The 12,900-nt window shown below is 35.2% G+C and carries 12 protein-coding genes; 11 read left to right on the top strand and 1 reads right to left on the bottom strand.

Annotation, left to right across the window (positions count from 1 at the left end):
- Positions 1 to 43 precede the first annotated feature (43 nt).
- The gene (gene glyQ / locus SUDEN_RS09645; RefSeq protein ID WP_011373471.1) at positions 44 to 925 is read left to right on the top strand and encodes a glycine--tRNA ligase subunit alpha; all 882 of its coding nucleotides are present in this window, start codon (positions 44 to 46) and stop codon (positions 923 to 925) included.
- Positions 926 to 931: 6 nt separating this feature from the next.
- Here the strand turns inward: glyQ and SUDEN_RS09640 are convergent, their stop codons facing one another.
- Positions 932 to 1,639 (bottom strand): SDR family oxidoreductase, encoded by a 708-nt coding sequence (locus SUDEN_RS09640; protein WP_011373470.1) that lies wholly within the window; start codon positions 1,637 to 1,639, stop codon positions 932 to 934.
- Positions 1,640 to 1,854: 215 nt separating this feature from the next.
- On the opposite strand from SUDEN_RS09640, the gene dcm reads away from it, so the two are divergent.
- From dcm to SUDEN_RS09590, 10 genes are all read left to right on the top strand, one after another.
- Positions 1,855 to 3,162, top strand: coding sequence for a DNA (cytosine-5-)-methyltransferase (gene dcm / locus SUDEN_RS09635; RefSeq protein WP_011373469.1), 1,308 nt, complete (start codon positions 1,855 to 1,857; stop codon positions 3,160 to 3,162).
- Positions 3,163 to 4,566 carry a Sau3AI family type II restriction endonuclease gene (locus SUDEN_RS09630; protein ID WP_011373468.1) on the top strand — a complete coding sequence of 468 codons (1,404 nt, stop codon included), beginning with the start codon at positions 3,163 to 3,165 and terminating at the stop codon, positions 4,564 to 4,566.
- 68 nt (positions 4,567 to 4,634) lie between these two features.
- Positions 4,635 to 5,918 carry an ATP-binding protein gene (locus tag SUDEN_RS09625; RefSeq protein ID WP_011373467.1) on the top strand — a complete coding sequence of 428 codons (1,284 nt, stop codon included), beginning with the start codon at positions 4,635 to 4,637 and terminating at the stop codon, positions 5,916 to 5,918.
- Positions 5,911 to 8,148 carry an AAA family ATPase gene (locus SUDEN_RS09620; protein WP_011373466.1) on the top strand — a complete coding sequence of 746 codons (2,238 nt, stop codon included), beginning with the start codon at positions 5,911 to 5,913 and terminating at the stop codon, positions 8,146 to 8,148. Before SUDEN_RS09625 ends, SUDEN_RS09620 begins: the two co-directional genes overlap by 8 nt.
- Before the next feature lie 56 nt (positions 8,149 to 8,204).
- Complete coding sequence (locus tag SUDEN_RS09615; protein ID WP_011373465.1) at positions 8,205 to 9,074, top strand: TIGR01777 family oxidoreductase; 870 nt, start codon at positions 8,205 to 8,207, stop codon at positions 9,072 to 9,074.
- Between the two features lie 10 nt (positions 9,075 to 9,084).
- Positions 9,085 to 9,657, top strand: coding sequence for an AmmeMemoRadiSam system protein A (amrA, locus tag SUDEN_RS09610; RefSeq protein WP_011373464.1), 573 nt, complete (start codon positions 9,085 to 9,087; stop codon positions 9,655 to 9,657).
- Positions 9,638 to 10,627: an AmmeMemoRadiSam system radical SAM enzyme gene (gene amrS / locus SUDEN_RS09605; protein WP_011373463.1), complete on the top strand. Its 990-nt coding sequence runs from the start codon at positions 9,638 to 9,640 to the stop codon at positions 10,625 to 10,627. The genes amrA and amrS overlap by 20 nt, the downstream gene beginning before the upstream one ends.
- A complete protein-coding gene (gene amrB, locus SUDEN_RS09600) occupies positions 10,624 to 11,412 on the top strand; it encodes an AmmeMemoRadiSam system protein B (protein WP_011373462.1) in 789 nt (262 codons plus the stop codon). Before amrS ends, amrB begins: the two co-directional genes overlap by 4 nt.
- Positions 11,393 to 11,719 (top strand): cupin domain-containing protein, encoded by a 327-nt coding sequence (locus tag SUDEN_RS09595; protein WP_238374807.1) that lies wholly within the window; start codon positions 11,393 to 11,395, stop codon positions 11,717 to 11,719. Before amrB ends, SUDEN_RS09595 begins: the two co-directional genes overlap by 20 nt.
- A 50-nt stretch (positions 11,720 to 11,769) precedes the next feature.
- A complete protein-coding gene (locus tag SUDEN_RS09590; RefSeq protein ID WP_011373460.1) occupies positions 11,770 to 12,795 on the top strand; it encodes a DUF475 domain-containing protein in 1,026 nt (341 codons plus the stop codon).
- Positions 12,796 to 12,900 lie beyond the last annotated feature (105 nt).

Raw genomic sequence — 12,900 nt, 5'->3', positions numbered from 1 at the left:
GTATTGCTTTGATATAATTTCATAATTTTTAAAAGAGGCAACTATGATAACTTTTAGCTCCATGTTACTAAAACTACAAGAATTTTGGATGAAACAGGGTTGTAATATTGTTCAACCTTACGATATTCCTGCAGGTGCGGGAACATTTCATCCAGCTACGTTTTTACGCTCACTAGATTCAACTCCATGGTCTGTTGCTTATGTAGCACCATCACGCCGTCCAACCGATGGAAGATATGGCGAAAACCCAAACCGTTTGGGAAGTTACTACCAGTTTCAAGCACTCATAAAACCTTCCCCTGACAACATTCAAGAGCTTTATCTAAAGTCGCTAGAGTATCTTGGGCTTGATGTAAAAAACCATGACATTCGTTTTGTAGAAGATAACTGGGAGTCGCCAACACTTGGGGCATGGGGACTTGGCTGGGAAGTTTGGCTAAACGGCATGGAAGTAACGCAATTTACATATTTTCAACAAGTCGGCGGGATAGAGTGTAATCCTGTTGCGGTTGAGATAACTTACGGAACAGAGAGACTAGCCATGTATCTACAAGGTGTAGACACTGTTTTTGATATAGTTTGGGGTGAAAATGAGCATGGAAAAACTCTCTATAGAGATGTTCATAAAGAGGCTGAGATAGAGTTTAGTAAGTATAATTTTGAGATAGCAGATACTGAGATGTTATTTGCAGAGTTTAACGCAAAGAGTGCAGAGTGCCTAAAAACCATAGAAGCTAGGCTTCCTCTTCCAGCGTACGACCTTTGTATGATGGCGGCAAGCACTTTTAATGTCCTAGATGCCAGAAAAGCAATCAGCCAAACGGAGAGACAAAACTACATCTTAAAGATTAGAGAGCTATCAAAAGGTTGTGCAGAACTTTACAAAGCTCAAGAGGAAGATAGAAACAAGAGGGTTAAGGGCTAGAGAGCCTTAACCAACAATCGACATACTAAAGTCTGCTTCTACCATTTTTGGCTCAGAGGCAAGTCTCTCTTTTATCATCTGGGCAAAAACGTCTGGAAATATATCAAACTCACCCGCTTTAACATCTTTTAGAACCTTTTTTGCCACATCAATAGGATCTGCTTTTGGCATGTCAACTCCCTCTGTTAATCTTGTGTCAATTGGTCCAGCAAAAACCTCATAAACTTCGCTACCATAGGCTTTTAACTCAGCTCTTAGAGCTTGTGTAAAGGAGTGCAAAGCGCTTTTAGAGATGGAGTACTTTGCCATCAAAGGGAGATTGCAAAGAGCGACTATGGAAGAGATGTTGATGATTTGTAGCTTATGCTCTTTTGCGTACTCAAAGTAGCTTTTGCAGAGGCTTGCCGTACCTTTGTAGTTGACTTGCAAATCGATAAAATCGCCATCAAAAACTCTTGAGTTGGAGTTAACACCAGCATTGTTTATTAGCACATCTATATCGCTCGCCTTCTCTCTTGCCGCCTTTATAGATGTAATATCGGTAATATCAAGCTCTAAGAGTTCAATATTGCTTATATCTTTTAAATGCGCAAGGGAGCCTATATCTCTAGCAGCCGCATAAATCTTTTTTGCTTTTTGCTCTAAGAGAACCTGAACAAAAGCATTCCCAAGCCCACCGTTTGCCCCTGTTACCAAAACTATTTTGTCTTGCATGATATATTCCTTAAAATAAATTAAACAAGATGGTAACATAAAAAGGTGTCTTAAATGTGACACAAAGGGAGTTCAAGTTATCAAGAGCAAGTTTGGATATAATTTTGCAAAATAAACAAATTTATAAAAATAAAATATGTCAATTTGTCATATTTTATAGAAAATTATTAAATTTTAATTACTATAAAACCTAATAAAATTTAGGGGAAGATAGTATGAAAATACCAAATTTATTTACATACAATATGAATGAGTTAACTATGAATATGCAAACTTCACAATCATTATCTATCAGAACAGTTGAATTGTTTGCAGGAGTTGGCGGTTTTAGACTGGGGTTAGAAAAGACCAGTTTAGAAAATAAGTCTTATAGCGTAGTTTGGAGCAATCAGTGGGAACCGTCCACAAAAACGCAACATGCTTCTGACATATATTGTGCTAGGTTTGGCTATGAAAATCACTCAAATGATGATATCTCTACCGTAGATGCTTCTGTAATTCCAGACCACGATTTACTCGTAGGCGGTTTTCCATGTCAAGATTACTCTGTTGCAAGCACTCTTAAAAATTCACATGGAATTGTTGGTAAAAAGGGTGTCTTATGGTGGGAGATATATAGAATTTTGAAGCAAAAAAAAGAGAAAGCACCAAAATATCTTCTGCTTGAAAATGTAGATAGGCTTTTAAAATCTCCTGCCGCTCAAAGAGGAAGAGATTTTGCAATTATTCTCTCATCGCTTAATTCTCTTGGTTATGGGGTTGAGTGGAGAGTTATAAATGCAAGTGACTATGGGATGCCACAAAGAAGACGAAGAGTTTTTATAATGGCGTACAAAAATGGAACAAAACCGTATTTGAATTTGCAACAAAAAACACCATTTGAGGTACTGAGCAAAGATGGAATCTTTGCCAAAACATTTCCTATAAAGATGATTCAAGAAGATGATATATTCTCCTTAAAACTCTCAGATGACTTGGTTGATATTACAGATAATTTCAATAAAAACACTTCTAATAAAAATAGTTTTTACGACTCTGGATACATGATAGATGGAGTCTATTATACAGCTACATGTAAAGCTGAACATGAAGGAAATTTCAGTGTTCTTGGCGATTTTTTACAAGATGAAAAAGATGTGCCAAAAGAATTTTATATAAGTGATGAAGAGCTAGAAAAGTGGAAATATCACAAAAATTCAAAATCAATCGAGAGAGTACATAAGACAACAGGACACAAATATCTCTATAGTGAAGGTAGCATGTCTTTTCCAGATTGCTTAAAAAAACCATCCAGAACAATCATAACTGGCGAAGGCGGAGCAAGTGCTTCACGCTTTAAACACGTTGTTTGTGTTGATGGGAGACATAGAAGATTGACACCAGTTGAACTGGAGAGATTAAACATGTTTCCAGACAATCATACCGCTGGTGTAAGTGATAGCAAAAGAGCTTTTTTAATGGGCAATGCTTTGGTTGTAGGGATTGTTGAGAAACTTGGTAATGTACTTTTAAAAGAGATATAGATGGAATTACCTTATGATATTTTTAATAAACAATCTATTATAGAATTTGCAAAGAAGCTTAAATCTAGTACATTAAAAAAATCTTGTAATAAAACTATTTTGTCACATGAATATTCTGGAAAAGGAAGTTTTGGACAGATACTTGAGAAATTTTATTTTTTATATGCTCCAAATTCTAATGCAGAAGCAGATTTTCCAGAAGTTAATCTTGAATTAAAATCATCGCCATTAAAACAACTTAAAAATAATCAGTTTCGCGCTAAAGAGAGATTATCACTAAATATAATCAATTATCAAGATATTGTTCATCAAAACTTTGAAACAAGTTCTTTTTGGAAAAAAAATGAGAATTTACTCCTAGTTTTTTATTTATATGAAAATGATACCAATGTTTTGGACTATGTGATTAAGCTTGTTGATGAATGGACTTTTCCAAGTATTGATTTAGAAATAATAAAGCAAGATTGGAAAAGAATAAAACAAAAAGTTTTAGATGGAAAAGCTCATGAACTTTCCGAAGGTGATACATTTTATTTAGGAGCTGCACCAAAAGGTGGAAAAGGTGGAAATCCAAGAGAGCAGCCCAATAGTACTTTAACAGCAAAACAGAGAGCCTACTCATTAAAACAAGGCTATGTAAATCATATTATTGCTTCAATATCTGGTAATTCATCTGTATATGGTAAATTAATACAATCAACTGAAATTACTAAAGATAAAACATTAGAAGAGATTGTGGTGTCAAAATTTGAATCTTATTATGATAAAACAATAGAAGATATTTTGGCAATGTTAAATATAAATTTAAACCTTAAAGCAAAAAACTTTTATGCAAATTTAACAAAAGCAATTTTAGGCATAGAGCTAAATAAAGAAATAGAAGAATTTGAAAAAGCTGAAATAATCGTAAAAACTATTCGGCTTAAAGATAATAATTTACCTAAAGAAGATATTTCATTTCCAAATTTTAAATATGAGAATATAGTCAATGAAACTTGGGATGAATCTGAAATAAGCAATATATTAGGACATAAATTTTTATTTGTTTTTTTTCAATTTGAAAATAAAAAACTGATATTCAAGAAAGCTCAATTTTGGAATATGCCATATAAAGATATCTTGGAGGTTGAAAAAGTGTGGGCAAGAACAAAAGAGATTGTTCAAAGTGGGGATATAGTTAAAGATATAAAAACAAATAAAAGTGGCAACAAGATTAGATATACAAACTTTCCAAATAAAAAATTTAACGCAGTATCACATGTAAGACCACATGCAATAAATGCTGACGATACAATATCTTTACCAGTCAGAGACAAATTGACTCATTTAAAAGAGTATACGAAGCATTGTTTTTGGCTTAATGCTTCATATGTAAAAAATGAAATTTATTTAAAATCTCTTTAGATTTAAAAAAGTATTTTACTTAAAAATAGTGTATTATTAGGAATACATTCTTTATTTAGGATATAAATATGGATTCAATTCTTTTAGAAGATAATAGACACTGGGTAAATCAGAGTATATACGGCGACTTTGTTTCAAGAGAAATTTTAGATAAAGCTATAAAATTTCTTGGCACAAAGGAAATTTTGGCTCTTGTTGGCGCTAGACGCGTAGGTAAAAGCACTTTGGCAAAATTGCTCATTCGTGAGCTATTAAAGAGCGTTGAAGCAAAAAATATATTTTTCATCAATTTGGAAAAACCAGAATTTATTCCGTATAAAGATGACGCTTCGTATCTTGGAGTGATTTTTGATGCGTACTTAAAACTTGCAAATCCAAACAGAGAGAAGAAGATATATTTTTTTATAGATGAGGTGCAAATTTTTCAAAATTGGGAAATCTTTGTAAAATCAAAATATGAGAACTCAAATATCAAATTTATCATAACAGGCTCAAATGCATCGCTTTTAACTTCAAACTATGCAACTGTTTTAACGGGCAGAGTACTGAGGCTTGACATTCAGAGTTTTAATTTTAGGGAATTTTTACATTTTAAAAATATAGATTTTTCCACAAAAATTCAAAGAACAGCAAATAAAATTGAGATAAGCAGAGCTATGGATGAGTACCTCAAATGGGGCGGATACTACTCAGTGATGTCAAATAATGATGAAATGCTAAAAAAAGAGTATCTCATGAATGTGGCTGAAGATATCATACTCAAAGATATAGTTCCTAGATACAACATTAAAAGCTCTCAAATCATAAGAGACCTCTTTTATTATCTTGTCTCAAATGCTTCAAGCACTTTAAACTACAGCTCGCTGGCTAAAAAACTAAGCGTTGACCCAAAAATGATAAAAGAGTACATCGGCTATTTTGAAGATAATTTTTTAATCCATACTATTTCTGCGCATCACGATAAGCTGACCTCACAAATCAAATCTGCTAAAAAACTATATGTCAGTGATAACGGTTTTTTAAATTTAGGAGTAAACAGAACAAAAAACTTAGGCACAGCACTTGAGAATTTAGTATTTAACGAGTTATATAAAAAAGATGAAAAAATAACATATAGGAAAGATAATCAAGAGGTAGATTTTTATATGCATGATAGCTTGTATCAGGTGTCTTATGATATTAGTGATGAAAAAACAAAAAAAAGAGAGTTAAACGCTTTTGGAGAGTTCAAAAAAGAGAATGATAGATGTATCTTGATAACATATGACGCAAACGACACAATTAATGGTGTAAAAGTGATAAGTATAGATAGGTTTTTGCTTGAGATTGATGAAGGTTTAAATATTGAATGAAACTCTCATAGGTCAAATCGACAAAATTCTTTTTGAAGAAGAGGCTTTTTTTATAGCTGTTTTAAAGAGTGGGGAGAAGATTAGTGGCTCTTACTATGAGAGTGAGGTTTCGCATCTTAAAGAGAGTGCCATAACGCTTAAAGGCCACTGGGAAGAGCATAAGAAGTATGGAAAAACTTTTAAGTTTGAGTATATAAAAGTAAATCAAAATGAGCTTTTTTTCTTTTTAAATAAAATCATAAAAGGGTTTACAAAAAAGCTCTCCGCGGATCTCATAGAGCATTTTGGAAATGATGGGCTAATTGAGGTTTTAGACAACGATATTGAGAGGCTTTTAGAGTTTAAGGGGATAAAAGAGAAAAAACTCAAAAAAATTCAAGCAAGTTGGAAAAAGTTTCGCTCCATGAGAGAAATCGGGGAATTTTTAACTCCTTATGATGTAACTCCTGCCTTTTTGACAACTATCGCAACTGCTATGAGAGATGTTGAAGAGCCGTGTGCAAAGATAAAAAACAATCCTTACATTTTAACTTCCATAAACTCCATAGGCTTCAAACGTGCGGATGAACTAGCTCTTAAGATGGGCGTGAAAAAAGATGATGAGAACCGCATAAGTTCGGCTATGGACTATGTACTTTTGAACTACTGCGAACAGCAAGGTAACTCTTGCGTGGCAAAAGAGATACTTTTTTTTGAGCTTGATGAACTACTCACTTTTAGCGATAAAAGCTACCTCTATGAGGCTTCTTTAGTTGAGAGAGTTAGTGAGGGAAGCATTGTTTTGATGAAAAATGAGCGTGTCTCTCCCGCTCGTCTTTATGATGCAGAGAAGTATTTGTATGATGAATTTAAAAGAAGAGCAAAACTTGATAATGGCGGTTTTACAAAAGATTTAGATCTATTTTTGAGTGAGCATGATTTAAAACTCGGAGATGAGCAAAAAGAGGCTCTAAAGAAGATAAATGAGGGCTCATCCATACTTTTTTTAGTCGGGTATGCAGGAACTGGGAAAAGTACGACATCTAGGAGTATCCTTGATTTGTTAAATACAAAATATGATAAAAAAGAGATTATTACATGTGCTCTTAGCGGTATTGCCTCACAGCGTATAGCCGATACAACAGGGTATGAGAGTGCTACTATACAATCTCTTTTAGTCAAATTTGAAGAGAGAGACGAGTTTCCCTACTCTGTTGTTTTGATAGATGAAGCATCAATGATAAACTCCTCTTTGTTTGCGAGATTGGTTAGAAAAGTTAGTAAAAGTGCACTCCTTATAGTTGTTGGAGATGATGCACAACTCCCTCCTATTGGGGCTGGAAATGTACTTAGCGATGTTTTAACGCTCTGCCTTGCACCTATTGTAAAACTTACAAAGATATATAGACAGAGTGAAGATAAGGCGATAACTGTTATAGCAAATGATATACGTTTGGGTGTTGTGCCTGAATATAAAAGAGAGTATGAGGATTTTGAGTTTGTAGATGTAAGTATGCAAAACTACTATGCTCTTAAAAATCAGCTCACTCAAGCAGAACTCTCAAGCCAAAGAGAGGAGAACTCAGCGCAAATAGTTGCAGTAATCGCTCACAAAGTAGTTGAATCAATCGAGAAAGCTAGATACAGACTAAGCAACAAGCAGATAAAAGAGTATCTAAACTATTTTCAAGTCATAACACCTATGAAGGGCGGAACTTTAGGCTCAAACAACTTAAATATTGTTTTACAAAACTACTTCAACCCAAACCCAAAGAAGTGCGTTAAAAAGGGCGGTGTGGAGTTTAGACTTATGGATAAAGTGGTTCATACCAAAAATGAAAACATGACATCTTGGAGCAGTGAGGGTTTTAAAAACTCCGAAGATTCGGCTCAAAGACGCATATTTAACGGCATGAGCGGACTTCTTTTTAAGATAGAAGAGGATGATGAACAAGCGTTCGTTTTTTATCCGAATGAGGATGTAGTTGTTGTTTATGAGTATGAGGAGTTGCGTAGTCATCTGATGCTCTCTTATGCGCTTACTATCCATAAAGTTCAAGGGATGGAGTATGATATTGTTGTTATTCCTATGAGTTTTTCACACTACATTATGCACAACACAAAGCTCATATATACGGCTGTTACAAGGGCAAAACATAAGTGTATCTTGGTTGGTGAGAGCATGGCGTTTGAGAGTGCGTGCAAAAAGCTTGACATCACTGCAAGAGATACAGTCCTCTTAGAACTATAAGCATTGATTTATGTACATGTACCTATAATAACTCAATATCAGTTGTGGAGTTTAACATGTCAGGAAATAGACTAAAGATAGCGATTTGCGGAAAGAGCGGTTTGGTTGGCTCGAAATTTACAGACTATTTTTTATCTCAAAAAAATGAAGTTGTTGAGGTAAAAATAAGAGGCGATGTCTCTGCTCTTGATGTGGCTGCGCAGATAAATAGATGTGATATTTTGATAAACCTTAGTGGAGCTACAATACTCTCAAGATGGAGTGAAGCGTATAAAAAAACTCTCTATTTAAGCCGAATAGAGACGACAAAAAAGCTAGTTGATGCAATTGGACTCTGCCATGAAAAGCCTAAACTATTTTTAAATGCTTCAGCTGTTGGAATTTACAAATCTGGGAGTGCGCATAATGACGACTCAGATGAACTCTCAGATGACTTTTTGGCTTATCTGTGCAAAGATTGGGAAGCAGAGGCTAGAAGAGCGAGTGAGTTTGGAGTTAGAAATGTGCAGATGCGCTTTGGTGTTGTTTTTGCAAAAGAGGGAGGTGCACTGCAAAAAATGTTGCCGCCTTTTAAACTTGGGTTGGGCGGAATAGTTGGAAATGGGAAGCAGATAGTCTCATGGATTCACATAGATGATTTGATAAGAGCTGCTGCATTTATCATAAAAACTCCAGATATAAAAGGTGCGGTGAATTTTTGCGCACCAAACCCGCTTAGCAATAAAGAGCAGACAAAAATCATGGGGGAAGTTCTTCATCGTCCGACTATCTTTCCACTACCAACGTTTGTTTTAAAGCTTCTTTATGGAGAGGGTGCAAGTGTGATACTTGATTCAAAAGAGGTCTATCCATCTAAACTTCTTGAGAGCGGTTTTGTCTTTGAGTATGATAATTTTGAAGATGCACTCAAAGAGATTGTGAGATAGGTGATCAGTTATGATAGAAGGTATAGTTTTAAGAGTTGCAAAGAGCGCAATTTTAAGCAGATTTGATAGTAGTTATAGTTTTGATAAAAAAGCGCTTGAGGATGAGTACCCGTTTTTAAAAGAGAGTGGTGCCTCTTTTGTAACGCTAAAGCATAATGGAAAACTAAGAGGCTGTATCGGCTCTATCATCGCTCACAGAACTCTTCTTGAGGACATCATAAACAATGCAATCTCTTCCGCCTTTAAAGACCCAAGATTTAAAGCACTATCTAAAGAGGAGCTAACGAATCTAAATCTTGAAGTCTCTATCTTGACTCCGCCAGAGATTTTAGAGTATGAAGATTATGAAGATTTGCTAAAAAAAGTAACTCCACTCAAAGATGGGCTCATCTTGAACTATGGCTCATATCAAGGGACGTTTTTGCCTCAAGTTTGGGATGAGTTGAAAACTCAAGAACTTTTTTTAGAGCATTTAAGTTATAAAGCTGGTGCTAACCCATCTATTTACGCATACCATCCAACCATATATAGATATAGAGTTGAGGCGATAGAGGAGAATTTTGATGAAGTACTTTCACTATAATGATGAAGATAGCATAACCTGTCTTTTATGCAAACACTACTGCACACTCAAAGAGGGCAGAGGCGGGATTTGCGGTATAAATTACAACATAAATTCAGAGCTTGTGAACAAAACCTACTCACATCCAAGTGCGCTACATGTAGATCCTATTGAGAAAAAACCGCTATATCACTTTTTACCAGCTTCAACCTCGCTCTCAATCGGCACAGTCGGATGTAATTTAAGATGCCCGTTTTGTCAAAACTACTCTATTTCTCAAACATTTGAAGTTGATGAGAGCGTAACTTACATGCCAGAGGATATTGTAAACCTTGCAATCAAGAACAGATGCAAGAGCATAAGCTACACATATAATGAACCAGCTATTTGGTATCCATACGCAAAAGATATTGGAGTTTTGGCAAAAGAGGCAGATATAAAAAATGTATTTGTCTCCAGCGGATATGAATCAAAAGAGGTTCTCCAAGAGCTTCCATCGTGGCTTGACGCTGCTAATATAGATTTGAAGAGCTTTTCACATGACTACTACAAAAAGGTTCTAAAGGCTGAGCTTGATGGAGTTTTAGAATCTTTAGTTTCATTTTCAAAGAGTAAAATTTGGCTAGAAATCACAACTCTTCTTATCCCTGATGTAAATGATAGCTCAGTGGAGATAGAGAAGATGGCGGAGTTTATAGTCACAAAACTAGGACGAGATGTTCCATGGCATTTGAGTGCTTTTCATCCAGACTACAAGATGAATGAGACTGCCCCAACGCCAATAGCAACTTTGCAAAGAGCAAAAGAGATAGCAAAGAGCTTTGGCATAAGGTATGTATATCTTGGAAATGTTCTAAATGATGGCTCAACTTACTGCCCGAAATGTCAAACAAAACTTGTAGCCAGAGATGGATATAGGGCTGAGATTTTAAATATAGAAGATTCTAAATGTACGCATTGCGGCGAAGTTATAGCAGGAGTTTGGAGATGAAAAGAGAGATGAGCGTAGTTGGGAGTTTTTACCCTGCCAGAGCAGTTGAATTAGAGAGATATTTTGAACACTTTAGCACTACTTATGATGAAGAAAACATTTTGCCAGATATAAAAAGCAGAGTTGTAATTGTCCCACATGCTGGTTATATCTACTCAGGATATAGCGCAAACGTAGCTTATAGAGTCTTGAAAAAAAGTGGTGTAAAAAAGTTTTTAGTAATCGGTCCATCACATAGGGTTGGATTTGAGGGTATCTCGTTGGGTGATTTTAGCTCTTATGAGACTCCATTTGGCGCGATTCCTGCATCTTTGGATTTAGTAGAAGAGTTAAGTAATACTTTTTTACTCTCTTGCTATAGAGATACGCACTTTGAACATAGCACAGAGGTTCAGTTTCCTTTTATAAAATACTATATAGAGGGTGCTTCTGTTGTAGAGTTGGTTTACTCTTATATGAAGCCATCAAATCTATCTAAAATCATAGATTTTGCTCTAAATCATAAAGATGTTGGAATCATCATAAGTACAGATTTGAGCCATTTTCACACACAAGAAGAGGCTCTAAGAGTAGATAATATCTGCGTAAGTGCCATAGAGAACTTAGATATAGAAAAACTCCATAGCGGTTGTGAAGCGTGTGGAATTATCGGTGTTGAAGCTATGCTTCTTAGTGCAAAAAAAGCTACTTTAGTTCCACATCTACTTGATTATAGAACAAGCGCAGATGCTAGTGGAGATGAGAGTAGAGTTGTTGGATATGTGAGTGTCTATTTTGCAGAGTAAAAATATATTCTCAGATATTCCAGCTTCACTTAAAGAGGAGTTTTTTGAGACACTTTTAAGCAGTAAAAATATAAAAATAGAGAGAATTATCTCTTATGGGCATGTGACAAAAGAGGGCGAGTGGTATGACCAGAGCCAAAATGAGTGGGTTATTTTACTAAGTGGCGAGGCGGTGCTTTTATTTGTTGATGGTGAGGAGGTACATTTAAGAGGTGGAGATTATATAAACATACCAGCACACAAGAAACATAGAGTTTCATGGACAACGCCAAAGCAGGAGAGTGTTTGGTTGGCTATTCATTATTAAATGAGCATGGGATTTCGCTAAACTTCCAAAACTTTTTATAAGGATTTTGTTTGAGCTATTTTAAATTCTCTTTTATTTTTACATTTATTGCACTGCTTATTTCGCTTTGGTGGGGTTATCATCTTGGCGGATGGAGTAGCGCGCTTAGCATGATGTTAGTTACTCTAATCTTAGCTTCTATGGAAGTTTCCCTCTCTTTTGATAACGCTGTTGTAAATGCTTCAATCCTTAAAACATGGGATGAGTATTGGAAAAAGCTCTTCTTAACCGTTGGTATTCTGATTGCTGTTTTTGGTATGAGACTTCTTTTTCCTCTTGTTATAGTTGCTCAAACTGCAGATATGGGCATCTTAGAAGTTTGGAATTTAGCACTTGATAATCCTGTGGAGTATTCAAGCAAACTAATTGCCCATCATGCAGAAATATCTGCTTTTGGAGGTGTATTTTTACTTCTTGTATTTCTTAACTTTATGCTTGATGAAGAAAAAAATATTCACTGGATTGAGATAATTGAGAAAAAACTTGGACTTCTTGGCAAGATTGAAGCCATCTCTATTTTTGTATCGATAGTTGTTTTAATGTTTTTTGCAACATTCGTAGAAGAAGGGCAAAAACTAGCTGTGCTAAACGCTGGACTTTGGGGTATTATAGTCTATGTCAGTGTTGATATATTAGGATTTGTTTTAGAAAAAGAGGACGAGAAAAAACATATTTCAAGCACAGTAAAAAAAGGCAGTATCGGCGGATTTTTATACCTTGAAGTTTTAGACGCATCTTTCTCTTTTGATGGTGTCATAGGTGCTTTTGCAATTACAAAAGATATTGTAGTTATCATGCTTGGACTTGGTATTGGAGCTATGTTTGTGAGATCAATTACAATCTATTTAGTGGAAAAAGGGACGCTTGATTCATATATATACCTCGAACATGGTGCTCATTATGCCATCGGTATCTTAGCTTTTATCATGCTATTTGGTATGAAATTTCATATTCCAGAACTCTTTACAGGACTTGTAGGAGTCGCTTTCATACTACTCTCCTTGTACTCATCCATAAAATACAGACGCCTCTCTTAGAGCGTCATAAACTAACAAAAAGCATAGCAGTAACTATAATGTGCTATAATGCACTTCAAAATTTTTAAAGGAAATTTAAATGACCAAAAGCGACCCCGACTCGCG

This window comes from Sulfurimonas denitrificans DSM 1251 (assembly GCF_000012965.1).
Taxonomy (GTDB): domain Bacteria; phylum Campylobacterota; class Campylobacteria; order Campylobacterales; family Sulfurimonadaceae; genus Sulfurimonas; species Sulfurimonas denitrificans.
This window is presented reverse-complemented; position numbering and strand designations above follow the sequence as displayed.

Excerpts from the sequence above, each read along its gene's own strand:
- glyQ (WP_011373471.1), top strand. The coding sequence starts at position 44 with ATGATAACTTTTAGCTCCATGTTACTAAAACTACAAGAATTTTGGATG.
- SUDEN_RS09640 (WP_011373470.1), bottom strand. The coding sequence starts at position 1,639 with ATGCAAGACAAAATAGTTTTGGTAACAGGGGCAAACGGTGGGCTTGGG.
- dcm (WP_011373469.1), top strand. The coding sequence starts at position 1,855 with ATGAAAATACCAAATTTATTTACATACAATATGAATGAGTTAACTATG.
- SUDEN_RS09630 (WP_011373468.1), top strand. The coding sequence starts at position 3,163 with ATGGAATTACCTTATGATATTTTTAATAAACAATCTATTATAGAATTT.
- SUDEN_RS09625 (WP_011373467.1), top strand. The coding sequence starts at position 4,635 with ATGGATTCAATTCTTTTAGAAGATAATAGACACTGGGTAAATCAGAGT.
- SUDEN_RS09615 (WP_011373465.1), top strand. The coding sequence starts at position 8,205 with ATGTCAGGAAATAGACTAAAGATAGCGATTTGCGGAAAGAGCGGTTTG.
- amrA (WP_011373464.1), top strand. The coding sequence starts at position 9,085 with ATGATAGAAGGTATAGTTTTAAGAGTTGCAAAGAGCGCAATTTTAAGC.
- amrS (WP_011373463.1), top strand. The coding sequence starts at position 9,638 with ATGAAGTACTTTCACTATAATGATGAAGATAGCATAACCTGTCTTTTA.
- amrB (WP_011373462.1), top strand. The coding sequence starts at position 10,624 with ATGAAAAGAGAGATGAGCGTAGTTGGGAGTTTTTACCCTGCCAGAGCA.